Consider the following 22,601-nt stretch of genomic DNA (forward strand, 5'->3'; position numbering starts at 1 on the left):
AGATGCGCGATCCTCGGACGGCGCGCGTGACGCACCACGACGAGCACTTCGGGAGATCTCCGCTCGGACGTGCACCATGTGTCCGACCCCCTGTGCACGGGTGATGCACAACGGGCATCGGGACGCCGACCCTGTCTGCACGGCCCGTGCCGAACGGCGCACGGTTGCGGCACGCGTGGCGCACGGGCCGGGGACGGTTGCGGCACCGTCGGTGCACACGGGGGGACACCGGGCGGTCACTTGACCCGGCGGGCCGCTGGCGTACCCTCGCGCCCCAACCGCAGGAGCCCGCCCATGGATCAGCGTTCCCCGACCCGCATCGCCGCCCGGCCGCGCTGAAACGGCCCATGGCGTTCTCGCTTTCCCTCCTGCGCCATCGCCTGGCCGTCCGCCGCGCCACGCCCGCGCCGCTCGCCCCGACGCCCGATCCAGGCCAGCGGCCCGAGGGTCCACTGCTCTGGGCGCAATTCTGCGACGGCGGACCGCGCCCCGGCGTGACACTGGTGATCGACGCCCTGTCGCGCCGCTTCCCGGATCTCAACATCCTTGTCACCGGCGACCAGGAGCCGTGGCGCCCCGACCTCGTGCAGGGGGCGCAACCGGTCGACACGCGCGGCGGCGGGCGCGCCTTCCTCAATCACTGGGCCCCTGATATCGCTGTATTTTCCGGACCCGACCCATGGCCCATAACGTGGGAGGAATGCCATTTCCGCGGGATCGCGCAAGTGGCCATCGACGCCGATCCGGGACGCCACGCCATCGCATTGGTGCGGCCGCTGGATCACTTCGTTCTGGTGCATGCCACCCGCGACGATCCCCGGCTGTCGGACGTGGTGCGCCCACTGGGGCCACTGGCCACCACGCCCGTGCCACCGCCGGTCATCGCCAGTGATCTCGACGACATGACCCGGCTGCTGGCGTCGCGGCCTGTGTGGCTTTCGGCCGCCACGCCCCCGGCCGAGGTCGACGCCGTGCTCGCCGCCCACCGCGCGGCCGCGCAGCTGTCGCACAGGCTGCTGCTGATCCTCGAGCTTGCCGATCCCGTGGCGGGCCTGGCCCTCGCGGATCGCCTGCAAAACATGGGGATGCGTGTCGCCCTGCGGTCGGTCGGCGACGAACCCGCCCCCGATTGCCAGGTGCTGATCGCCGACGATCCGGGCGAGATCGGGCTCTGGGCGCGGCTCGCCTCGATCACCTACATGGGCGGCACGCTCAGCGGCGGCGGCGATTGCGACCCGGCCATTCCCGCGGCGCTGGGCTCGGTCGTGATCCACGGCCCCATGGGCGGCGACTACCAGCGCACGCTGTCGGCGCTGGACCAGGCGCAGGCGGCGCAGATCGTCCTGAGATCGGACGCGCTGGGCCAGGCGGTCGAGCAGATGCTGGTGCCCGACCGCGCCGCCGCCTTCGCCCACCGCGCCTGGGACGTCCTGACGCGCGGGGCCGAGGCGTCCCACACGGTGCTGGCCGCGCTGGACCGCGCCGTGCGCGCCCTGAAGGAGCCCGCCTGATGCGTCCGCCCGCCTTCTGGAATCGCCCGCCCGACAGCCCAGGCTGGCAGGCGCGGGTGCTGGCGCCCCTAGGCGCGCTCTACGCCACCGCCACCGCGCGCCGCGTGGCCCGGCCCGGTGCGCGCGTCGAGGCGCCGGTGATCTGCGTCGGCAACATCAACGCGGGCGGCACCGGCAAGACCCCCACGGTCATCCATGTCGTGCAGCGGCTTCAGTCCATGGGGCGGGCGCCGCATGTCGTCTCGCGCGGCTACGGCGGACGGCAGCGCGAGACGTTGCGCGTGGATCCCGCCATTCACGACGCCGCCGCCGTGGGGGACGAGCCGTTGCTGCTGTCGGCCTTCTGCCCGGTCTGGGTGGGCCGCGACCGCGCCGCCGCCGCCCGCGCGGCGGTTGCCGCGGGCGCCGACGTGGTGGTCATGGATGACGGGCTGCAAAACCCGGGTCTGGACAAGGACCTGTCCATTGTCGTGGTGGACGCCGCCACCGGCTTCGGCAACGGCCGTGTCCTGCCGGCGGGCCCTTTGCGTGAGCCGGTGGCCGCCGGGCTCGCCCGCGCCGACCTGGTGCTGGCCATCGGCGACGAAGACGCGCAGCGGGACTTCGCCCGCGGTTGGGGGCAGGGCGTGGATTTGCCTGTGGTGGCCGCGCGGCTGGCCCCGCTGCCAACGGGCATGCCATGGCAGGGATTGCGCGCCCTTGCCTTCGCCGGGATCGGCCGGCCGCAGAAATTCTTCGATACGCTGCGGGGGCTCGGCGCCGAGTTGATCCACGCCGAGCCGCTGGAGGATCATCAGGCCTTGTCGCCCGCGTTGATGGCCCGGCTGGAGCGCGACGCGCGCGAGATGAACGCCCAGCTCGTCACGACCGAGAAGGACGCCGTGCGCCTGCCGCAAAGCTTTCGCACCAAGGTTCTGACCCTGCCGGTGCGGCTTGAGATCGCCGCGCCGGAACCGTTGGAGACGGCCCTGGCGCGGCTGTTCGAGGCTTAGTCGGCCAGCTTCTCGTCCAGGATCGCCGAGAAGTCGGCGTAGTTCATGTTCGAGTAGTTCTCGCCGTCGATCACGAAGCTCGGCGTCGCGCGGATATTGTCCGCGGCGGCGTTCTGCTCGTAGGTGGCGACCAGGGCCTGGGCCTTGGCCGCGTCGTTCAGGCAGGCGTCCAGCTGATCATCGCCGAGCCCGGCCGTCTTGCCGATCTGGCGCAGGTTCTGCGCGATCTGCGCGGGCTCGCCCTGGGCCCATTCGCTCTGCCGTTCGTAGATCAGGTCGGCGATCCCGAAATAGCGATCGGGCCCGGCGCAGCGGGCCACCATCCCGGCCCACAGGCCGTAGCGGTCGAAATAGACCTCGCGGTAGATGAAGTTGATCTTGCCAGAGTCGATGTAGTTTTCCTTCAGGTCGTCGAAGACGTTGTCGTGGAAGGTGCGGCAATGGGGGCAGGTGAAGGACGCGTACTCGATGACGGTCACGTCGGCGTCGGGGTTGCCCATCGACATTTCCTGCACCAGCGACAGATCGGCCTCGCTGCTTTCCTGGGCCTCGACCTGGAAGGACGTGGCGCCGGGCGCGCCGCCGGGGGTGGTCGAGAAATACCAAGCGCCGGCGCCCAGGACGGCGGCGGCTGCGATGGCGGGGACGATCTTGTTCATTATTTGGGTCCTTTCGGGGTAGGTGACGTGTCCAGCACGTGGCTGCCCAACCGTTCCAGCGCGGCGCGCAGGCCCGGATCGGTCACGTCGGACGTGCTGGCGCGGGCCGCGGTGACGGCCTGCGGTGTGGGTTGACGTGGCGCCTGCTTCGGCGCCGGGGTGAATTCAACCGCGCCGTCGGAAAATCCGGTGGGCGCGGTCTGGGTGATGCGGATGCGGCTGATGGCGTTATAGCCGTAGCAGGCATTGACCCGCTCGCGCAGCTTGTCCTTCTGCATTTCCAGCATCGGGGCCTGCGCGCCGGTGGTCAGCACGGTCAGGGTCGCGCCCATGCTGCCGCGACCGTAGCGCACGTTGACGGGCCGCGCGATCGCGGCGATGTCGGGGCCGGCGATTTCGGGCCAGTGGGTCAGCAGGCGGCTGACGGCAAAGCCCCGGCTTTCGCCCACGCGGCGGATCTGCTGCTCGAGCAGGGTCGAGGCGCGCTGCGCGCTGCGACGGTAGGGTCGCCGATGGGGTGTCGTTGCCATATGCCGTATCTATGGGCGGGGCCGGATTCGGACCAGCCGGGAATGCGTTGGGAGAGCATAAAACTTGCGTGACGACAGCGCCATCGACCTCGGCACCGAGCTTTTGGACTGGTACGACCGTCACGCGCGGATCATGCCGTGGCGCGTGTCGCCCGCCGACCGCGCCCGTGGCGTGCGCCCCGACCCCTACGCAGTGTGGCTGAGCGAGGTCATGCTCCAGCAGACCACCGTGGCAGCGGTGCGGGAGTACTTCCTCAAGTTCACGCGGATCTGGCCCAAGGTGACCGACCTCGCGGCGGCCGAGGATGCCGATGTCATGGCCGCCTGGGCGGGGTTGGGATACTACGCCCGCGCCCGGAACCTGCTGAAGTGCGCCCGCGTCGTCGCGTACGAGCATGCCGGGCGGTTTCCCGACACCTACGACGCGCTTCTGAAGCTCCCGGGGATCGGCCCCTACACCGCCGCTGCCGTCTCGGCGATCGCCTTCGACCGGCCGTCGGTCGTGGTGGATGGGAATGTCGAACGGGTGATGGCCCGGCTCCATGCCGTTGAGACGCCCTTGCCCGATGCCAAGCCCGAGCTGACCGCGCTGGCCGCGGACCTGACGCCAGGGACGCGGCCCGGGGATTACGCGCAGGCGGTGATGGACCTCGGCGCAACGATCTGCACGCCGCGCAGCCCGGCCTGCGGAATCTGCCCGTGGTCGGGCCCGTGCCGCGCGCGGGCGCTGGGCCTCCAGCCCGAGCTGCCGCGCAAACGCCCCAAGGCGGCCAAGCCGGTGCGCCAAGGCGTGGCCTACCTCGCGCGGCGGCGCGACGGGGCGTGGCTCTTGGAGACGCGTCCCGAGAAGGGGCTGCTGGGCGGCATGCTGGGCTGGCCGGGCAGCGACTGGGCCGAAGCGGTGCCGGACCACGCGCCACCCCTGGCCGCCGATTGGGCCGACCCGGGTGCCGAGGTGCGCCATACCTTCACCCATTTCCACCTGTCGCTGTCGCTCCGCGTCGCGCAGGTCGGTGACGTCACGCCCGACCGGGGCCGTTTCGTCACGCGCGAGAGCTTCCGCCCCGCCGACCTGCCCACGGTGATGCGCAAAGCCTACGATCTGGCCGCCGCGACACTGCCCCCGATTGAGTGACGGCGCGGGCGGGGGCATATTGCATCCAAGCTGATCCCCGCACGGATGTCTGAAATGTCGCGAGTAACCAAGGCACTGCCCTTCTGGCTGTCGATGGCGCTGATCCCCATCGCGGTGTTCATCACCATCCAGGGCGGCTGGTGGGTCCTGCTCATGCCCGCCGTCACCTGGTACCTGTTCTCGATCATCGACAGCTTTGCCGGCCTTAACGAGGCGAACGAGGACCCCGAGACCCCGGATGCCCAGTTGTTCTGGTACCGGCTGATCACGCTGATCTGGTTCCCGCTGCAATTCATCCTGATCTTTGGCGCGATCTACCTGGTCACCCGCGATCCGACCCTGAACGGGTGGGAGAAGTTCGGCATCTTCTTCGGGCTCGGCATCGTTTCCGGAACGGTCGGCATCAACTACAGCCACGAGCTGATGCACCAGCGCTCGCGGCTGGAGCGGTGGATGGCCGACCTGTTGCTGGCGATGGTGTTCTACTCGCATTTCCGGTCCGAACACTTGCTGGTCCATCACCGCTATGTCGGCACGCCGCGCGATCCGGTCTCTGCCCGCTACAACGAGGGCTTTCACCGCTACTATCCCCGCGTCCTGTGGCAATGTTTCCGCTCGGCCTTCCGCGCCGAGGCCGCCATGCAGGCCCGGCGCGGCCGCCCGTGGTGGGACGCGCGCAATCCCTTCTGGCGCTACTGGGCGCTTCAGGCCGGGTTCGCGTCGCTGGCTCTGCTGCTGGGCGGGTTCGAGGGGCTTCTGTGGCTTCTGGTGCAGGCGGGCGTCGCCATCTGGCAGCTGGAGCTCGTGAACTACGTCGAGCACTACGGGCTGACGCGCAAACACCTGGGCGACGGGAAGTACGAGCATGTCCAGCCGCGCCATTCGTGGAACGCGGCGCAGCGGGCGTCGAACTGGCTGCTCATCAACCTGCAACGCCACTCGAACCACCATTTCAAGCCCGACCGGCCCTATCCGCTGCTTCAGAATTATTCGGCCGACGAGGCGCCCCAGCTGCCGGCGGGCTACCCGGTGATGACCATGGTGGCGATGATACCGCCCCTGTGGCGGCGGATGATGAACCCGCGGGTGCGGGCGTGGCGGCGGCAGAACTATCCCGAGATCGAGGATTGGAGCGCCTACAACAAGGCCGCCACGCCGATGCCGCGCTAGGCGGCGTCGCGCACATCATCCGAAGATGATGTGCGGGAGACTATCCTGGATAGTCTCTTACTCGGCCTCGCGCGTTTCGAACCGCAGGCCCACCGCCGTGCGCTCGGGGAAGCCTTCCCAGTAGGTGTGGTCGTCCTGCTCGGTCCCGTCATCGTCCACGGACCAGACGCCGTCCGACGCGTTCTCGACCAGGTCGAGATAATCCGCCTTGGCGCTGTCGCCCTTCAGGTGCAGGTCCATGAAGGCCGTGGCGAAATGCTGGGCGATGTTGTTCATGCGGCGATTGTCCCAGACCGCGTCGCCGTAGTGGCTGAAGATGTCCAGTTCGGGATCCATCGCCTCGGGCGGCGCGGGCATCGGCGCGGCGGCGTTGTGGTTCGCGTCCTCGAAGGTCAGCAGGTGACGGCGGGTGCCGGTGGTCTCGTCGAAGATCGTGCGCATGTCGTCGTAGACCGACACGTCGTCGACGCTCCCCGCCATGATCATCAGCGGCAGGTCGATCTGCGACAGGCCCTCGGCGCTCCAGAAATCGCGGTTGCGCCCCCAAGGCCCGATGGCGATCACCGCCTTCAGGCGTTCGTCGGACAGGCTTTCGTGCAGGTCCGCACCCACTTGCAGCTCTTCCAGCAGGCCACCCGGCGGGGCGTAGGCCAGGTCCAGCGGCGCGGCGTCCAGCCCCGCGCCTGCGAAGATCAGCGCCCCGTAGCCACCCATGGAATACCCGATCAGCCCGGCGGTATCGCCGTCGATGATGGCGCCGAGGTCACCCTCCAGCCCTGCCATCTGGTCCAGCACGAAGGCCTGGTCCTGCGGGCGGTTGTAAAGGGTCGAGCCGAACGCGGCCATGTCGGAATAGGTGCTGTCGGTGTGGTCGATCGACGCCGTGACATAGCCCTTGGACGCCAGGTTCTCGCCCAGGTGGCTCATGAGGAAGCGGTTGCCGGGATAGCCGTGCGAGATCAGGACCAGCGGGAAGGTCTCGCCACTGGCCGGCGCCGCGTCGCGGGCCGCGCGGCCGGTGAGGGTGGTCGTCGTTTCGCCGTCGCGCAGCGTGGCCTCGTAGGTGCCGCCGGGCTCGGTCCCTTCGGCGGCGGGATACCAGATCTCGACGGTCAGGTCGCGGTCATAGGTCGGCTGCGCGTCCTCGGTGGCGTTCAGCACGTCGACCACGCCCTCGCGCGTGAAGGTCATGGTGCGCACGCCGATCACCCGGTCGCCGAAGGGGGCAAGCGTGGGCGCGTCGGGGCGGACCACGTCGATCGGATGGTCCGCCCACGCCGGAAGGGCCGCGATGGCGGCGGCAAATGTCATTTTTTTCAGCATGTTGTCCTCCTGTCGCCGCAGCATGGGACGCGCGGCGACAGGATACAACCCGAGGTTTAAGGGTCGGCGCCGACCCGCACCAGCGTCTTGCCGAAATTGCCGCCCTTCAGCATGTCGAGGAAGGCCTTGGGCGCGTATTCCAGCCCCTCGGTCACGCTCTCGCGGTAGCTCACGCGGCCATCGGCGACCATCGGTGCGACCTCGTCCAGGAAGTCGGGGAAGCGGTGCCAGTGGTCGAAGATGATGAACCCGCGCGCGGTCAGCTTGCGGGTCAGCATGTTGCGCCACAGCACCGGGCCCATCGGCCCCTGGTCCAGGTTCTGACCGCCGTACCACGCGACCATGCCGCAGATGGCGATGCGGCCGAAATCGTTCATGTTCTGGATGGCCCCGGCCAGAGTCTTGCCGCCGACATTCTCGAAATAGCCGTCCACGCCGTCCGGCGCGACCTTGGCGATGGCCTCGGCCATGGCGCGGCCATCGGCGTTGGCGTGGTGGTCGATGCAGGCGTCGTAGCCCAGCTCGGACGTGGCGAAGTCGCATTTCTCGGGGCCGCCGGCGACGCCGACGACGCGGCAGCCCTTGGCCTTGGCAACCTGTCCCGCGACCGTGCCCACGGCGCCCGTGGCGGCCGAGATCAGCAGGGTCTGGCCCGATTGCGCCTCGAGGATGTCGTTGACGCCGACCCAGGCCGTCAGGCCCGGCATGCCCAGCACACCCAGCGCCGCCTGCACGGGCGCGCGGGACGGGTCCAGCTTGCGCAGCTCGTCGCCCGGCATCACCGCGTGGCTGGTCCAGCCGGTCATGCCCGTGGCGATGTCACCAGGCGCGAAGTCGGGGTGATTGGACGCCGTCACCTCGCCCACGGTCTGGCCGGTCATCACTTCGCCAAGGCTGACCGGCTTGGCGTAGCTTTTCGCGTCGTCCATGCGGCCGCGCATGTAGGGGTCCAGCGACAGCCAGATGGTGCGCAGCGCGACCTCGCCGTCGCCGGGGGCGGGCGGGTCGAACGCCTCGTGCCGCAGGTCGTCCAGCGTCGCCTCACCCTGGGGACGGGCGGCCAAAACGACTCGATGTGCCTGATCGGTCATGCTCGATCATTCCTTTCCTTGGATCGCGATTTCAGGAGGGCCCGAGGGCGGCTCAGTCGTCGTTGCGCGCCAGCAGGCCGTATTTCCGCAACTTCACGTAGAGCGACTGGCGCGAGAGGCCCAGCATTTCGGCGGCCGCAACGCGGTTGTTGCCGGTCAGCTCGACCGCGGTCTCGATGCACATTTTCTCGACCACGTCCGAGGTTTCGCCCACCAGTTCCTTCAGGGACGCGGTGCCGACCAGTTCGCGGATCGAGCGCATGGTGTCGTCGTCCACCCCACCGGGCGCCGCGCGGGAGGTTTCGCTGCGGGTGCCGTCGCGCAGGATGAATCCCAGCATCGGGCTTTCGGCGTCGGCCAGGTAGCTGACCGAGATCTCGACCGGCAGTTCGACGCCCACGTCGGTCCGGAACCGGGTCGCGTAAAGCTTGATCTGGCCGTTGCGCACCGCGTTGTCGGACATCACCTTCAGGTCGACGCCGCCCCGCACCAGGAAATCCGACAGGTTCCGGCCCAGGGCCAGCCCGGAATTGTCCAGGTCCGCCAGGTCGAGGAAGCCGTCATTGGCCGACACGATCTGGCCCGACCGGTCGGTGACCACGATGCCTTCCGCGCAGCTGTCATACAGCCGCGCCAGGTTGTCGTTCAGCGCCTGGGTCCCGGCGGCTGCATGGTCGGCGCGGTCCATCCGGCAGACCAGCATCCGCTCGCCGGCCGCGCGGAACAGCGTGACGCCGACCATCAGCGGCGTGCGCGTGCGCCGCACCGTCAGTTCGGTGCGCGCGGCGCCATCGCTGCGCCCCGCACGCGCCAGCTGGTCCAGCACGTCGGTGCCCGCGCCGCCCGTCAGCTCATCGGCGAAGGCGGCGCCTTTCAGGTCCTCGACCGAGCCCCCCAGGATTTGCGCGGCCGATCCGTTCAGGTCGGTGATACGCCCGGTGTTCAGCGCGACGAAGGCGATGGCGTCGCGGCTGATATCCAGCAGCACGCGCATCCGCGTGGCGATGTCGCGGTTCAGCTCGTAGTCCCGCTCCAGCGCCAGCTGGGCTTCGACCAGCTGCTGCTGCATCTCGGCGATGGGGCGCAGGTCGCGGCCCAGAAGCAGGATGGCGCCGTCCGGCCCGACCTGGTGAAAGCTGTAGCGGATGGGAAATTGCAGCCCGGACGAGCCGCGGTGGTTCAGCTCCAGCGGTTTGTCGTTCTCGACCCCGCTGGCGAACTCGGCCAGGCGGCGCTCCAGCTTGGTGGCCGACTCGGGCGTCAGCACCTCGCGCATGTCGAGCCCGTTCCAGTCCTCCTGAACGTCGAGCCCCTTCTGCTGCGGGTTCACCAGCACCGAAAGGATCTGTCCCATGTCCGAGATGACCACGGCGATGTCCGAGGCCGACGAGATGATCGAACCCAGCAGATCGGGAGCGATCAGCGGAATGGTCCCGGTGGACCAGTATTTCGCACCGCGCGAGGTCATGGCGTCTGTGGTACTGTTGAGGCTCTGCGGATCATGGCGCAGTGCCTCGATCGTCCGTCTGACAGCACATCGACAGAGCGGTTGTCAAATCGTTCGTGGCGTGCGCGGCGCCGGTCAGCCGCGTCACGGCCTCGGGTCCCGCGCCCAGGATGGCGCCGCCGACGATCAGCGGCACCTGGGCGGGCAGGACGGCGGACAGTCGTTCCACCAGGTCACGGACCGGGGTCAGGTCGTCGCTTTCGGCAACGGACATCATGACGCCGTCGAAACGCCCGGCGCGCACGGTTTCGACCACCTCGCTCGCCGGGCGGCCCAGCATCAGCCGCACCGAAACGCCCACGCGGCGCATCTGGCCGGTCAGGACCATGGCGCCCAGGGTGTGATACTCGTTGGCCAGCACCAGGACCGAGATGTCACGCCCGTCCGACTCGGTCCTGTCGTCCTTTTCCGGCACCAGGTCGCGCACCATGGCCTGCAGCCGGGCGGCGCCGATCGAGACGTCGGCGAAGCTCATCTCGTCGTTGCACCAGTCGTCGCCCATGCGCCGCGCCACCTGGGGCACGTAAAGGTCGCAGATGTCGTCGCGGCTGATCCCGGCCTCTTCCATGCGATGGATCAGGTCCCACCGGCGGGATTTGTCGGGCGACGCGATGGCGGCGCGCATCTCGGACAGGAACGTCTCGGACAGGGGCGGGCGGCTGGCGCGGCGCGCGGCCAGGACGGCCAAGGCCTTGCGGGCCAGCGCATTGACGGCGGGTCCGCTTTCGCGCTTCGGGGGCGATGCCGGTTTCAGGTTTCGGGCCGTCATAGGGATGCGAGCCTTTCGCGACCGTCCGTTGCGGGTCCAGGGGCGCGAACGATCCCCTTCACTGTCTGCCCTCGGCTGTAAAATGTCAAAGCCAATTGACAGTTTGGGCCGCGGACAGTCTCGCAAATTGTGTTGGAAAGTCGGACGGTCAAGGCTGCATGGGATTTCACAGCCTGACAGGCGTCAGCTTTCAAAGTGTAAGTTTGAGTTGACACTTTTGGGGTCGAATGCTCATGGTAAGGCATGACCGATGCCCAGATTCTCGCGGCCGGGGCGGGCTCGACCCACCCGCCGCTTTATACGCCTGCCGAGCGCGCTCGCCGTGACGCAAGCCCCTGGACGTTGGTCCAGGGCGTGCTGGCGCCGCTGCAATTCGCGGTCTTCCTAGTCTCGCTGGCGCTGGTGCTGCGCTATCTCGCCACCGGCGAGGGCTACGCTCTGGCCACCGCGTCGATCGTGGTGAAGACCGGCGTGCTCTACCTGATCATGGTGACCGGCGCGATCTGGGAGAAAGCGGTGTTCGGCCAGTACCTGCTGGCGCCGGCCTTCTTCTGGGAAGACATGTTCAGCTTCGCCGTGATCGCGGTGCACACGCTGTATCTCGTGGCTCTGTTCGGTGGCTGGTTCACGCCGCAGACGCTGATGATGACGGCGTTGCTGGCCTACGCGCTCTACGTGGTGAACGCCGCGCAATTCCTGCTCAAGCTGCGCCGCGCGCGCCTGGACGGCGCGCTGTGACCCAGATGCCCAAGCCCCCCGCCACCGGCTGCGGCGCCGCGCCCGTCCTGAAGGAGCGCGGCCAGCGCGAGGTCTTCTGCGGCTTGACCGGCATCATCTGGCTGCACCGCAAGATGCAGGACGCCTTCTTCCTGGTCGTGGGCTCGCGCACCTGCGCGCACCTGCTGCAATCGGCCGCCGGCGTGATGATCTTCGCCGAGCCGCGATTCGCCACCGCCATCCTCGAGGAGACCGACCTGGCCGGCCTCGCCGACGCGCAGGACGAACTGGACAACCAGGTGGCGCAGCTCTTGGCGCGCCGACCCGATATCCGCCAGCTGTTTCTCGTGGGCTCGTGCCCGTCCGAGGTCATCAAGCTCGACCTCGGCCGCGCGGCCGAAAGGCTCAGCGCGGTGCACGCCCCCCATGTCCGGGTGCTGAACTATTCGGGGTCGGGGATCGAGACGACCTTCACCGAGGGCGAGGATGCCTGCCTCGCCGCCATGGTGCCCGCGCTGCCCGAGGCGAACGCGAAGTCCCTGCTGATCGCCGGTGCCCTTCCCGACGTGGTCGAGGACCAGATGCTGGGCCTGCTGCGCGCCATGGGTATCGAAGATGTCGCCTGCCTGCCCGCCCGCCGCGCCGATGACCTGCCCGCCGTGGGGCCCGACACCGTGGTCGCCCTGGTCCAGCCGTTCCTGGGCGAGACGCTTGCCGCGCTCACGCGTCGCGGTGCGCGCCATATCGAGGCGCCGCTGCCCTTCGGCGACGAGGGGACGACCGCCTGGCTCTGGGCCGTGGCGCGCGAGATGGGCGTCGACGCCAACACCTTCGCGCGGGTGACCGAGGCGCCGCGCGCCCGGGCCCGGCGCGCCATCGCCGCGGCGTCCGGGACGCTGAACGGCAAGTCGGTCTTCTTCTTCCCCGACAGCCAGCTGGAAATCCCCCTGGCGCGCTTCCTGACCCGTGAATGCGGCATGGACGCGGTCGAGGTCGGCGCACCCTTCATTCACCGCGCCATCGTCGGCCCGGACCTCGACCTGCTGCCCGAGGGCCCGACGATCAGCGAAGGCCAGGACGTGGACAAGCAGCTGGACCGCGCCCGCGCCGCGCGGCCCGACCTGACGGTCTGCGGGCTGGGCCTCGCCAACCCGCTCGAATCCGAGGGCCTGACGACCAAGTGGGCCATCGAGCTCGTCTTCACGCCGGTCCATTTCTACGAACAGGCGGGCGATCTCGCCGGCCTGTTCGCCCGCCCGCTGCGCCGCAAGGAAAAGCTCCGGCTGGAGGCGGCGGAATGAACCGTTCCATCACTGGTCCCCAAATACTCGCAGCGAGCCGCACGCCATGAAGCTCAGCGTCTGGACGTATGAAGGCCCGCCCCATGTGGGGGCGATGCGCGTCGCCACCGGGATGCGCGGTCTGCACTATGTCCTGCACGCGCCCCAGGGCGACACCTACGCCGACCTTCTGTTCACCATGATCGAGCGGCGCGACCGCCGTCCGCCGGTGACCTACACCACGTTCCAGGCGCGCGACCTCGGCTCGGACACGGCCGACCTGTTCCGCACCGCCTGCGAGGATGCCGTGGCGCGGTTCCGGCCCGAGGCGATCATCGTCGGCGCGTCCTGCACGGCCGAGCTGATCCAGGACGATCCGGGCGGCATGGCAGAAACCATGGACTTGGGCGGGATCCCGGTGATCCCGCTGGAACTGCCGTCCTACCAGCGCAAGGAAAACTTCGGCGCGGACGAGACGTTCTACCAGGTCGTCAAGCGGCTCGCCCAGCCGATGGAGCGCACGGCCCGTCCCACGGTCAACATCCTCGGGCCCACCGGGCTGGGCTTCCGCCACCGCGACGACGTGGCCGAGATCACGGGCCTGCTGGCCGACATGGGGATCGAGGTGAATGTCTGCGCCCCCATGGGCGCCACCCCCGCGGACATCGCGCGACTGGGCGCGGCGCATGCCAACGTGCTGCTCTACCCGGAAACGGGCGAGACGGCCGCGCGCTGGTGCGAGAAGACGTTGGGCCAGCCCTTCACGAAAACGGTGCCGATGGGCGTCGGCGCCACCCGCGATTTCATCGCCGAGATCCGCGCAATGCTGCCCGATGCGCTCGCCCCCAGCGAGGCGGGGCTGCGCCTGCCCTGGTACTCGGCCAGCGTCGATAGCACCTACCTGACCGGCAAGCGCGTGTTCCTGTTCGGCGACGCGACCCACGTGATGGCGGCCGCCCGGATCGCCCGCGACGAGATGGGGTTCGAGGTCTGCGGCATGGGCTGCTACAACCGCGAATTCGCGCGGCCCATGCGCGCGGCGGCCAAGGAATACGGGCTGAGCGCGCTGATCACCGACGACTATCTCGAGGTCGAGCGCGCGATCGAGGACGCCGCGCCCGAGATGATCCTCGGCACGCAGATGGAACGGCATATCGGCAAGCGCCTGGGTATCCCCTGCGCCGTGATCTCGGCCCCCGTCCACGTGCAGGATTTCCCCGCCCGCTATTCGCCCGTCATGGGGTTCGAGGGCGCGAACGTGATCTTCGACACCTGGGTGCACCCGCTGGTCATGGGGCTGGAAGAGCACCTGCTGCACATGTTCCGCGAGGATTTCGAGTTCCACGATGCCGCCGGCCCGTCGCATCACGGCGGCAAGGCCGTCGCGCGGGCCGAGGACGCCGGGGGCCAGCCCCCGGACCCCCGGAGTATTTCGGGACCAGTGATGGAAGAGACCGGCGCGGACGTGGTGACGTGGCTCGCCGAGGCCGAGCGTGAACTGAAGAAGATCCCGTTCTTCGTGCGCGGCAAGGCGCGCCGCAACACCGAGACCTTCGCGGCCGAGCGCGGCGTGCGCGAGATCAGCGTAGACACGCTTTACGAGGCGAAGGCCCATTATGCGCGATGACCTTGGCCATATCGACGCGGGCTACCGCATCGCCATCGTGACGCTGGACGCCCACGCCGCGGGCCCGGCCGCGCGGGTTCTGCCGCGCATGGCGCGCGACTTTCCGGGCCTGTCCGTCAGTGTCCACGCGGCCGCCGAATGGGCCGAGACGCCCCACGCGCTGGACGCCGCGCGCGAGGCGGTGCGCCGCGCCGACATCGTCATCGTCACCCTGCTGTTCCTGGAAGAGCATATCTCGGCGATCCTGCCGGACCTGAAGGCGCGGCGCGATCATTGCGACGCGATGATCGGCATCGTCGCCGACCAGCAGATCGTGAACCTGACACGCATGGGCAGCCTCGACATGGCCAAGCCCGCCTCGGGCGTCATGGCGATACTGAAGAAGCTGAAGCCCAAGGCCGGCAAGCGCGCCTCGGGCGAAGGCCACATGAAGATGCTGCGCCGGATCCCGCGGATCCTGCGCTACCTGCCCGGCAAGGCGCAGGACCTGCGCGGCTATTTCCTGACGATGCAATACTGGCTGGGCGGCTCGGACGACAATGTCGAACAGATGCTGCGGCTGGCGATCTCGCGCTATTCCAGCCAGCGTGGCTGGCGTGGCGCAGCGGTGGCCGACCCGATCGAGTATCCCGAGGTGGGGCTTTACCACCCCGACCTGGCCGATCACCGCATCACCACCGAGGCCGCCGAGTTGCCCCGGCCGGAGGGCGCGCGCGCCACGGTCGGGCTGGTCATCCTGCGCAGCTATGCGCTGGCCTCGGACACCGCGCATTACGACGCCGTCATCCGCAGCTTCGAGGCGGCGGGCCTGGCCTGCGTCCCGGTCTTCTCGGGCGGGCTGGACGCGCGCCCGGCGATGGAGCGGTATTTCCGCGACGCGGACGGTCACGTCTCGGTGGACGCCATCGTGTCGCTGACCGGTTTCTCGCTTGTGGGCGGGCCCGCCTACAACGACAGCGACGCGGCCGTCACGACGCTGGGCGGCTTCGACGTGCCCTACCTCTCGGCCCATCCGCTGGAGTTCCAGACGCTGGGCCAGTGGTCCGACAGCCGCACCGGGCTGGGACCGGTCGAGACGACCATGCTGATCGCCTTGCCCGAGATCGACGGGGCGACCAGCCCCACCGTGTTCGCGGGCCGCCACGGCGCCGATGGCTGCGCGGGCTGCGCCCATCGCTGCCGTAACGGATCTGAGGTGAAAGCCATGGCGCCCTGCCACGAGCGGATCGCGGCCCTGACCGAGCGAGCCGGGCGGCTCGCCCGCCTGCGGCGGCAGGAGGCGGCCGAGCGCAAGGCGGCGATCGTCCTTTTCGGCTTCCCGCCCAACGCCGGGGCCATCGGCACCGCCGCCTACCTGTCGGTGTTCGAGAGCCTGTTCAACACGCTGCACGCCATGAAGGCCGAGGGATACGAGCTGGACCCACCCGAAAGCGTGGACGACCTGCGGCGGCTGGTGCTGGAGGGCAATGCCGCGCAATACGGGCAGGAGGCCAACGTGGCCGCCCGCGTCAGTGCCGACACGCTGGTGCGCCGCACGCCCTGGCTGGCCGAGATCGAGTCGGCCTGGGGCCCCGCGCCGGGCAAGGTGCAGAGCGACGGCAGCGGCGTCTTCGTGCTGGGCCACCGGTTCGGCAATGTCTTCGTCGGGGTGCAGCCCGCCTTCGGCTACGAGGGCGACCCCATGCGCCTGCTGTTCGAGCGCGGCTTCGCCCCGACCCACGCGTTCAACGGGTTCTACCAGTACCTGCGCGAGGATTTCGGCGCCGACGTGGTCCTGCATTTCGGCATGCATGGCGCGCTCGAGTTCATGCCCGGCAGACAGGTGGGCATGGGCGCGTCCGACTGGTCGGACCGGCTGATGGGCAACCTGCCCAACGTTTACCTCTACGCCGCCAACAACCCGTCCGAGGCGACACTGGCCAAGCGCCGCTCGGGCGCGGTCTGCGTCACGCACCTGACCCCGCCGCTGGGTCAGGCGGGGCTTTACAAGGGCCTGGCCGAGTTGAAGGACAGCCTTCAGCGCTGGCGCGCGGGTGACGGCGGTGCCGAGCTCGAGGCGTTGATCGAAAGCCAGGCGGCGGCGGTGGATCTTGGCGGCGTGGCACCCGGCGATTTGTGGCTGAAGCTGCTGGAGTTCGAGGACGCGCTGATCCCCGACGGGCTGCACGTGGTGGGCCGCCCCATGGGCGACGACCAGCGGGCGCGGCTTCTGGACCTGCTGCCCGACCAGTCCGAGGAGGGCCGCGCGGCGCTGGACGCCAAGCTGCGGCAGCAGACCGAGATCCCCGCGTTGATGGCGGCGCTGGGCGGGCATTACATCGCGCCGGTGCCGGGCGGCGACCTGATTCGGTCGCCCCAGATCCTGCCCACGGGGCGCAACATCCACGCGTTCGATCCCTTCCGGATGCCCACGGCCTTCGCGATGGCCGACGGCGCCAAGCAGGCGCAGCTGCTGCTGGAGACCCACAAGACACTGCCCAAGACCGTGGCGCTGGTCCTTTGGGGCTCGGACAACATCAAGTCCGACGGCACGCCCATCGCCCAGGCGCTGGCGTTGATGGGGGCCAGGCCGCGCTTTGACGGCTACGGACGGCTGTGCGGGGCCGACCTGATCCCGCTGGCCGAACTGGGCCGTCCGCGCATCGACGTGGTGATGACGCTGTCGGGAATCTTCCGCGACCTGCTGCCGCTGCAGACCCGCATGCTGGCCGAGGCCGCGTGGAAGGCCGCGACGGCCGAGGAACCGCTGGACCAGAACTTCGTGCGCGCCCACGCCCTGGCCTATGCCGAGACCATGGGATGCGATCTCGAGACGGCGGCCTTGCGCGTCTTCTCGAACGCGGAAGGGGCCTATGGCTCGAACGTCAATCACCTGGTGGACGGGTCCAGCTTCGATGACGAGGACGAGCTGGCCGATGCCTACGAGGCGCGCAAGAGCTTTGCCTACGGGCGGTCGGGCAAGCCCGCCGCGCAATCGGCGCTGCTGCAGCGCGCGCTGGGCGACGTGGACCTGGCCTACCAGAACCTCGAGTCGGTCGAGCTGGGGGTCACCAGCGTCGACCACTACTTCGACACGCTGGGCGGCATCTCGCGCGCGGTGAAGCGCGCCAAGGGCGGGCAGTCGGCGCCTGTCTATATCGGCGACCAGACCCGCGGCGCGGCCAAGGTGCGCACCCTGCAGGACCAGGTCGCGCTGGAGACACGGTCGCGCAGCCTGAATCCCCGCTTCTACGAGCCGCTGCTGAAGCACGGGGCCGAGGGCGTACGCCAGATCGAGGCGCACGTGACCAACACGCTGGGCTGGTCGGCGACGACCGGCGAGGTCGAGCCTTGGGTCTACCAGCGGCTGAGCGAGACATTCGTGCTGGACGAAGACATGCGCCGGCGGCTTTCGGAGCTGAACCCGGTGGCGTCGTCGCGCATGGCGGGGCGGCTGCTGGAGGCGTCGGACCGCAACTACTGGCAGCCCGACGCGGAGACGCTCGACGCGCTGCAGATGGCGGCGGACGAGCTCGAGGACCGGATGGAAGGGATCGCGGCGGAATGACCGGGCGACGCGCATTCGGAAAGGCCGGACCGGGGCTCTGCCCCGGACCCCGGAGGTATTTAGGGAAAGATGAAGGACGGACCGTTCTTCGGGAAGGTGAGCGATGAGCCCCAGAGACGACGTGACCACCCTGCGCAAGGCGGCCGGTGTGCCCCGGCTGGGCGAAGACGGCGAAGGCTCGGTGCAGGTGCACCAGGACGCCAGCATGAAGATCGAGGGAGCGAAGGTCTTCTCGGTCTACGGCAAGGGCGGGATCGGCAAGTCGACCACCAGCTCGAACCTGTCGGCGGCGTTCTCGAAGCTGGGCCACCGGGTGCTGCAGATCGGTTGCGACCCCAAGCATGACAGCACCTTCACGCTGACCGGCAAGCTGCAGCCCACCGTGATCGACATCCTGAAGGAGGTGGATTTCCACGCCGAGGAACTGCGGCCCGAGGATTTCGTGACGACGGGCTTCAACGGCGTGCAATGCGTCGAGGCGGGCGGCCCGCCCGCCGGCACCGGCTGCGGCGGCTACGTGGTGGGCCAGACGGTCAAGCTGCTGAAGCAGCACCACATGCTGGAGGACACCGACGTGGTGATCTTCGACGTGCTGGGCGACGTGGTCTGCGGTGGCTTCGCCGCGCCGTTGCAGCACGCGGACCGCGCGGTGATCGTGACGGCCAACGATTTCGACAGCATCTACGCGATGAACCGGATCATCGCGGCGGTGCAGGCCAAGGCCAAGAACTACGGCGTCCGGCTGGCGGGCTGCATCGCCAACCGCTCGCGCGACACGGACGAGGTGGACCGCTACTGCGATACCGTCGGCTTCAACCGGATCGCGCACATGCCGGATATCGACGCGATCCGCCGGAGCCGCCTGAAGAAGAAGACGCTGTTCGAGATGCCCGACGAGGAGGACATCGTCGCGGCGCGGGCCGAGTACATCCGGCTGGCCGAGAAGCTCTATGCCGGGACCGATCCGCTGGCGCCCGCGCCGTTGCCCGACCGCGAGATCTTCGAGTTGCTGGGGTTCGACTGATGAACATGCACGCCCCGTCCACCGACCGTACCGTCACCGTACCGCCCGCGTCCCGCGCGGGTGCAGGGGGCGTGCACGGCGGGGCCGACGGCGTGCATGCCGGGTCCACGGACGGTACACCGCCGGTGCACGGCGCGCAGGGCGGAAGGCCGACGGCGTATGACGCCACGCGCGACCGGGTCGAGCGGTATTTCGACGGCAGTGCCACCAAGGTCTGGGAGCAGCTGACCAGCGATGCCCAAGTCAGCCGCATCCGCGCCACCGTGCGGGCCGGGCGCGACCGGATGCGCGCCGTGATGCTGGGTCAGCTGCCCCGGGACCTGCGCGGCGCCCGCGTTCTGGATGCCGGCTGCGGCACCGGTGCGGGGGCGGCGGCGCTGGCCGCGCGCGGCGCCGACGTGGTGGCCATCGACATCTCGCCCCGGCTGATCGAGATCGCCGCGCGGCGCCTGCCGGAAGACCTGCCGGGACAGGTCGAGTTCCGCGCGGGCGACATGCTGTCGGCCGATCTGGGCCGGTTCGACGCGGTGCTGGCGATGGATTCGCTGATCTATTACGGCGAGCGGGACCTGGTGGCGGCGCTGGACGCGCTGTCGGCGCGCAGCCCGCGGCTGGTCTTCACCGTCGCGCCGCGCACGCCCCTTCTGATGGCCATGTGGCAGGCCGGGCGGCTGTTTCCGAAATCCGACCGCTCGCCCACCATGGTGCCCCATTCGGCGCGGCGGCTGGCCGCGCGCGTGTCGGGCGACCTGCGCCCGGTCGAGCGGGTGAGCTCGGGGTTCTACATCTCGCACTGCCTGGAGGTCGCGGCATGAGCCTGAAGCACCTCAGCCTGAAGGCCCTGCCATTCGCGGACGCGGCGAGCGAGGGGCTGCCCCTGGGCCAGCTTCTGCGGTTGTCGCTGTTCCAGGTGAGCGTCGGCATGGCGAGCGTCATGCTGCTAGGCACCCTGAACCGCGTGATGATCGTCGAGCTGGGGCTGGCCGCCACGCTGGTCGCGCTGATGATCGCGCTCCCGGTGCTGATCGCGCCGTTCCGCGCGCTGCTGGGCTTCCGTTCGGACACGCATCGCAGCGCGCTGGGCTGGAAGCGCGTGCCCTACCTGTGGTTCGGCAGCCTGTGGCAGATGGGCGGGCTGGCACTGATGCCCTTCGCCCTGCTGGTGCTGGGCGGCGACACCGTGCACGACGTGCCCTTCGCGGGCGAGGTGCTGGCGGCGCTGGCGTTCCTGATGACCGGACTGGGGCTGCACATGACCCAGACCGCCGGGCTGGCGCTGGCCAGCGACCGGGCCGACGACGCCACGCGGCCCCGGGTCGTGGCGCTGCTTTACGTGATGTTCCTGCTGGGCATGGGCGCGAGCGCGCTGATCCTCGGCGGTTTGCTGGCCGAGTTCTCGGCCCTGCGGCTGATCCGGGTGGTGCAAGGCGCGGCGGTCGCGACGCTGGTGCTGAACCTGGTCGCGCTGTGGAAGCAGGAGAAGGTGCGCGCCATGAGCGCCGCCGAGCGTGCCGAGCCGCGCCCCAGCTTCCGCGATGCCTGGGCCGATTTCGCCAGTGGCGGCGATGCCGGGCGGCTTCTGGCCGTGGTCTTCGTCGGCACCGTGGCCTTCACCATGCAGGACGTGCTGCTGGAGCCCTATGGCGGCGAGATCCTGGGCCTGAGCGTCGGGGCGACGACCGGGCTGTCGGCGGTCTGGGCCGGTGGCGCCTTGCTGGGCTTCGGCCTTGCCGCGCGCTGGCTGGCGCGCGGGCTGGACCCGTTCCGCATGGCGGCGCGGGGCATCCTGCTGGGCGTCTGCGCGTTCTCGAGCGTCGTGTTCTCGGCGCCCATGGATTCGCCCGTTCTGTTCGTGCTGGGCGCCTTCGGCATCGGGCTGGGTGGCGGGCTGTTCGCCATCGCCACGCTGACCGCGGCGATGACGCTGCCCGCGCGCGGCGTGGCCGGCCGGGGCCTGGCGCTGGGCGCCTGGGGCGCGGCGCAGGCCACGGCGGCGGGTGTCGCCATCGGGCTGGGCGGCGGGATCCGCGACGCGGTGTCCGGCTGGGCCGCCACGGGCGCGTTCGGCGATGCCATGGGCGCCTCGGCGCTGGGCTATACCACCGTCTACCACATCGAGATCGCACTTCTGTTCGTCACGCTGGTGGTGCTGGGGCCGCTGGTGCGGCTGTCCTTCGTTCACCCCGTTCCCGCAACGCAATCGGACGGCAAGCTTGGCCTTGCCGATTTTCCAACCTGAGAGGAGGACATCATGGTCGGTGTCACGTTTTTCGGAAATTTCGATCTGGCCAGTGCCGCCATCTGGGGCTTCTGGCTGTTTTTCGCCCTGCTGGTCTACTACCTGCAGACCGAGAACATGCGCGAGGGCTATCCGCTCGAGACCGAGGACGGCGACATCGCGCCGAACCAGGGTCCGTTCCCGGTGCCGTCGCCCAAGACCATCGAGCTGCCCCACGGGCGCGGGTCCTACACGGTTCCCTCGGCCGAGAACGAGGCCGCCCACCGGCGCGAGAACCTGGCCATGGCCCGCACGGCCGTGGGCGAGGGCTTTCCGCACAAGCCCACGGGCGACCCGCTGATCGACGGGGTCGGCCCGGCCTCGTGGGTGCCGCGCCGCGACGTGCCCGAGCTTGACGGCCACGGCCACCCCAAGATCAAGCCGATGGACGGCATCGACGGCTTCTTCGTCAGTGCCGGACGCGATCCGCGCGGCCTGCCGGTGGTCTGCCGCGACGACAAGGTCGTCGGCACCGTCACCGACATGTGGATCGACGAGGCCGAACAGCTGGTCCGCTATGTCGAGTTCGAGCTGGAAGCCGAGTTCGGCGGCGGCAAGAAGCTGGCGCCCATGACCATGGTGAAGATCAAGCCGCGCTGGCTGGACATCACGTCGCTGGACAGCCACCGCATGGCGCAGATCCCCGGGATCGCCACGCCGGGCCAGATCAGCCTTCTGGAAGAAGAGAAGATCATGGGCTTCTTCGGGGGCGGCAAGCTTTACAGCTGAGCGATGACGGCGCGCGCGGATTAGCCACCGCGCGCGACATCCCGGGGACTGATAGAGGGAGAGACACCATGTCCTACAAGGACGATCCGGACTTCAAGTTCGAGCCAGTGCCGGGCCTGCCCGAAGCCTTGCCCGAGGGCGAGCGCATCCTGTGGCACGGCCGCCCCGAGACCACCGCGCTGGCGCGGTCGTCCATGGGGCTGACCTGGATCGCGGGGTATTTCGTGGTGCTGTCCTTTGCCCGCGTCGCGGCCTCGTCGGTCGAGATGGGATGGGCGGGGGCCGCGCCGCTGGCCATCCCGTTCCTGGGCCTGGGTGTCGTGGCCTGCGCCATCATCTGGGGGATCGCCTGGGTGCAGGCGCGCGCCACCCTTTACACCATCACCACCCACCGCGTGGCGATGCGGGTAGGCGCGGCGCTGACGCTGACGCTGAACCTGCCGTTCCGCCGCATCGCGACGGCGCAGATCGCGGACGCGCCGGGCGGTACCGGGACCATCGTCTTCGACACCGAGGGCGAGACGCGGCTGAGCTATCTGGTGCTGTGGCCCCATGTCCGGCCGTGGCACATGAAGAAGGTGCAGCCCGCGCTGCGCTGCATTCCCGACGCCCGCGCCGTGGCCGCGATCTTTGCCGAAGCCGCCGAGATCCGCACATCCGAGCCGCAGATCAGCCGCGCGCCCACCGCCGTCGCGGCCGAATAGGGGGACCA

General features: G+C 69.5%; 19 protein-coding genes. 13 read left to right on the top strand and 6 right to left on the bottom strand.

Going from position 1 to position 22,601, the window contains the following annotated elements; genetic code table 11:
* Positions 1 to 347: 347 nt before the first annotated feature.
* Both BUB76_RS05440 and lpxK read left to right on the top strand, forming a co-directional pair.
* Positions 348 to 1,511: a 3-deoxy-D-manno-octulosonic acid transferase gene (locus BUB76_RS05440; RefSeq protein ID WP_073127619.1), complete on the top strand. Its 1,164-nt coding sequence runs from the start codon at positions 348 to 350 to the stop codon at positions 1,509 to 1,511.
* A complete protein-coding gene (gene lpxK, locus BUB76_RS05445; RefSeq protein WP_073127621.1) occupies positions 1,511 to 2,503 on the top strand; it encodes a tetraacyldisaccharide 4'-kinase in 993 nt (330 codons plus the stop codon). The genes BUB76_RS05440 and lpxK overlap by 1 nt, the downstream gene beginning before the upstream one ends.
* Here the strand turns inward: lpxK and BUB76_RS05450 are convergent.
* Entirely contained in the window at positions 2,500 to 3,162 is a 663-nt protein-coding gene (locus BUB76_RS05450) for a DsbA family protein (RefSeq protein WP_073127623.1), read from the bottom strand. The genes lpxK and BUB76_RS05450 overlap by 4 nt on opposite strands.
* Complete coding sequence (locus tag BUB76_RS05455) at positions 3,162 to 3,692, bottom strand: DUF721 domain-containing protein (RefSeq protein WP_073127625.1); 531 nt, start codon at positions 3,690 to 3,692, stop codon at positions 3,162 to 3,164. The genes BUB76_RS05450 and BUB76_RS05455 overlap by 1 nt, the downstream gene beginning before the upstream one ends.
* A 133-nt stretch (positions 3,693 to 3,825) precedes the next feature.
* Between BUB76_RS05455 and BUB76_RS05460 the strand changes: the two genes are divergently transcribed.
* Entirely contained in the window at positions 3,826 to 4,827 is a 1,002-nt protein-coding gene (locus tag BUB76_RS05460) for an A/G-specific adenine glycosylase (protein ID WP_073128073.1), read from the top strand.
* A gap of 54 nt (positions 4,828 to 4,881) precedes the next feature.
* Positions 4,882 to 5,997, top strand: a complete 1,116-nt coding sequence (locus BUB76_RS05465; protein WP_236737867.1) for an alkane 1-monooxygenase — start codon at positions 4,882 to 4,884, stop codon at positions 5,995 to 5,997.
* 57 nt (positions 5,998 to 6,054) lie between these two features.
* On the opposite strand, the gene BUB76_RS05470 is transcribed toward BUB76_RS05465, so the two are convergent.
* The 4 genes from BUB76_RS05470 to BUB76_RS05485 all read right to left on the bottom strand — a co-directional run bounded on the left by BUB76_RS05470 (position 6,055) and on the right by BUB76_RS05485 (position 10,687).
* Positions 6,055 to 7,308 carry an alpha/beta hydrolase family protein gene (locus BUB76_RS05470; RefSeq protein WP_139250787.1) on the bottom strand — a complete coding sequence of 418 codons (1,254 nt, stop codon included), beginning with the start codon at positions 7,306 to 7,308 and terminating at the stop codon, positions 6,055 to 6,057.
* Positions 7,309 to 7,376: 68 nt separating this feature from the next.
* On the bottom strand, positions 7,377 to 8,411 hold the full coding sequence (locus BUB76_RS05475; RefSeq protein ID WP_073127628.1) for an NADP-dependent oxidoreductase: 1,035 nt from the start codon (positions 8,409 to 8,411) through the stop codon (positions 7,377 to 7,379).
* Between the two features lie 52 nt (positions 8,412 to 8,463).
* On the bottom strand, positions 8,464 to 9,879 hold the full coding sequence (gene ppsR, locus BUB76_RS05480; RefSeq protein WP_073127630.1) for a transcriptional regulator PpsR: 1,416 nt from the start codon (positions 9,877 to 9,879) through the stop codon (positions 8,464 to 8,466).
* A gap of 31 nt (positions 9,880 to 9,910) precedes the next feature.
* Positions 9,911 to 10,687 (bottom strand): cobalamin B12-binding domain-containing protein, encoded by a 777-nt coding sequence (locus tag BUB76_RS05485; RefSeq protein ID WP_084140555.1) that lies wholly within the window; start codon positions 10,685 to 10,687, stop codon positions 9,911 to 9,913.
* A gap of 243 nt (positions 10,688 to 10,930) precedes the next feature.
* On the opposite strand from BUB76_RS05485, the gene bchF reads away from it, so the two are divergent.
* The 9 genes from bchF (at position 10,931) to puhB (ending at position 22,593) form a co-directional block, all read left to right on the top strand.
* Complete coding sequence (gene bchF / locus BUB76_RS05490; protein ID WP_073127632.1) at positions 10,931 to 11,425, top strand: 2-vinyl bacteriochlorophyllide hydratase; 495 nt, start codon at positions 10,931 to 10,933, stop codon at positions 11,423 to 11,425.
* 5 nt (positions 11,426 to 11,430) lie between these two features.
* Positions 11,431 to 12,705, top strand: coding sequence for a ferredoxin:protochlorophyllide reductase (ATP-dependent) subunit N (locus BUB76_RS05495; RefSeq protein ID WP_073128076.1), 1,275 nt, complete (start codon positions 11,431 to 11,433; stop codon positions 12,703 to 12,705).
* A 46-nt stretch (positions 12,706 to 12,751) separates the two neighbouring features.
* On the top strand, positions 12,752 to 14,311 hold the full coding sequence (bchB, locus tag BUB76_RS05500) for a ferredoxin:protochlorophyllide reductase (ATP-dependent) subunit B (protein WP_073127634.1): 1,560 nt from the start codon (positions 12,752 to 12,754) through the stop codon (positions 14,309 to 14,311).
* A complete protein-coding gene (locus BUB76_RS05505; protein ID WP_073127636.1) occupies positions 14,301 to 17,858 on the top strand; it encodes a magnesium chelatase subunit H in 3,558 nt (1,185 codons plus the stop codon). Before bchB ends, BUB76_RS05505 begins: the two co-directional genes overlap by 11 nt.
* Positions 17,859 to 17,961: 103 nt before the next feature.
* Positions 17,962 to 18,882 carry a ferredoxin:protochlorophyllide reductase (ATP-dependent) iron-sulfur ATP-binding protein gene (gene bchL, locus BUB76_RS05510; RefSeq protein WP_073127638.1) on the top strand — a complete coding sequence of 307 codons (921 nt, stop codon included), beginning with the start codon at positions 17,962 to 17,964 and terminating at the stop codon, positions 18,880 to 18,882.
* Positions 18,882 to 19,697: a magnesium protoporphyrin IX methyltransferase gene (bchM, locus tag BUB76_RS05515; RefSeq protein WP_236737868.1), complete on the top strand. Its 816-nt coding sequence runs from the start codon at positions 18,882 to 18,884 to the stop codon at positions 19,695 to 19,697. The genes bchL and bchM overlap by 1 nt, the downstream gene beginning before the upstream one ends.
* Positions 19,694 to 21,121, top strand: a complete 1,428-nt coding sequence (locus tag BUB76_RS05520; protein ID WP_073127642.1) for an MFS transporter — start codon at positions 19,694 to 19,696, stop codon at positions 21,119 to 21,121. The genes bchM and BUB76_RS05520 overlap by 4 nt, the downstream gene beginning before the upstream one ends.
* 12 nt (positions 21,122 to 21,133) lie before the next feature.
* Positions 21,134 to 21,889: a photosynthetic reaction center subunit H gene (gene puhA, locus BUB76_RS05525; protein WP_073127644.1), complete on the top strand. Its 756-nt coding sequence runs from the start codon at positions 21,134 to 21,136 to the stop codon at positions 21,887 to 21,889.
* Positions 21,890 to 21,957: 68 nt separating this feature from the next.
* Entirely contained in the window at positions 21,958 to 22,593 is a 636-nt protein-coding gene (gene puhB, locus BUB76_RS05530) for a photosynthetic complex putative assembly protein PuhB (protein WP_073127646.1), read from the top strand.
* The last annotated feature ends 8 nt before the right edge of the window (positions 22,594 to 22,601 follow it).

The organism is Palleronia salina (assembly GCF_900141995.1).
Taxonomy (GTDB): Bacteria; Pseudomonadota; Alphaproteobacteria; order Rhodobacterales; family Rhodobacteraceae; genus Palleronia; species Palleronia salina.

Bases quoted from the DNA above. Each gene is read 5' to 3' on its own strand.
- BUB76_RS05440 (WP_073127619.1), top strand. From the start codon at position 348: ATGGCGTTCTCGCTTTCCCTCCTGCGCCATCGCCTGGCCGTCCGCCGC.
- lpxK (WP_073127621.1), top strand. From the start codon at position 1,511: ATGCGTCCGCCCGCCTTCTGGAATCGCCCGCCCGACAGCCCAGGCTGG.
- BUB76_RS05450 (WP_073127623.1), bottom strand. From the start codon at position 3,162: ATGAACAAGATCGTCCCCGCCATCGCAGCCGCCGCCGTCCTGGGCGCC.
- BUB76_RS05455 (WP_073127625.1), bottom strand. From the start codon at position 3,692: ATGGCAACGACACCCCATCGGCGACCCTACCGTCGCAGCGCGCAGCGC.
- BUB76_RS05460 (WP_073128073.1), top strand. From the start codon at position 3,826: ATGCCGTGGCGCGTGTCGCCCGCCGACCGCGCCCGTGGCGTGCGCCCC.
- BUB76_RS05465 (WP_236737867.1), top strand. From the start codon at position 4,882: ATGTCGCGAGTAACCAAGGCACTGCCCTTCTGGCTGTCGATGGCGCTG.
- BUB76_RS05470 (WP_139250787.1), bottom strand. From the start codon at position 7,308: ATGACATTTGCCGCCGCCATCGCGGCCCTTCCGGCGTGGGCGGACCAT.
- BUB76_RS05475 (WP_073127628.1), bottom strand. From the start codon at position 8,411: ATGACCGATCAGGCACATCGAGTCGTTTTGGCCGCCCGTCCCCAGGGT.
- ppsR (WP_073127630.1), bottom strand. From the start codon at position 9,879: ATGACCTCGCGCGGTGCGAAATACTGGTCCACCGGGACCATTCCGCTG.
- BUB76_RS05485 (WP_084140555.1), bottom strand. From the start codon at position 10,687: ATGACGGCCCGAAACCTGAAACCGGCATCGCCCCCGAAGCGCGAAAGC.
- bchF (WP_073127632.1), top strand. From the start codon at position 10,931: ATGACCGATGCCCAGATTCTCGCGGCCGGGGCGGGCTCGACCCACCCG.
- BUB76_RS05495 (WP_073128076.1), top strand. From the start codon at position 11,431: ATGCCCAAGCCCCCCGCCACCGGCTGCGGCGCCGCGCCCGTCCTGAAG.
- bchB (WP_073127634.1), top strand. From the start codon at position 12,752: ATGAAGCTCAGCGTCTGGACGTATGAAGGCCCGCCCCATGTGGGGGCG.
- BUB76_RS05505 (WP_073127636.1), top strand. From the start codon at position 14,301: ATGCGCGATGACCTTGGCCATATCGACGCGGGCTACCGCATCGCCATC.
- bchL (WP_073127638.1), top strand. From the start codon at position 17,962: ATGAGCCCCAGAGACGACGTGACCACCCTGCGCAAGGCGGCCGGTGTG.
- bchM (WP_236737868.1), top strand. From the start codon at position 18,882: ATGAACATGCACGCCCCGTCCACCGACCGTACCGTCACCGTACCGCCC.
- BUB76_RS05520 (WP_073127642.1), top strand. From the start codon at position 19,694: ATGAGCCTGAAGCACCTCAGCCTGAAGGCCCTGCCATTCGCGGACGCG.
- puhA (WP_073127644.1), top strand. From the start codon at position 21,134: ATGGTCGGTGTCACGTTTTTCGGAAATTTCGATCTGGCCAGTGCCGCC.
- puhB (WP_073127646.1), top strand. From the start codon at position 21,958: ATGTCCTACAAGGACGATCCGGACTTCAAGTTCGAGCCAGTGCCGGGC.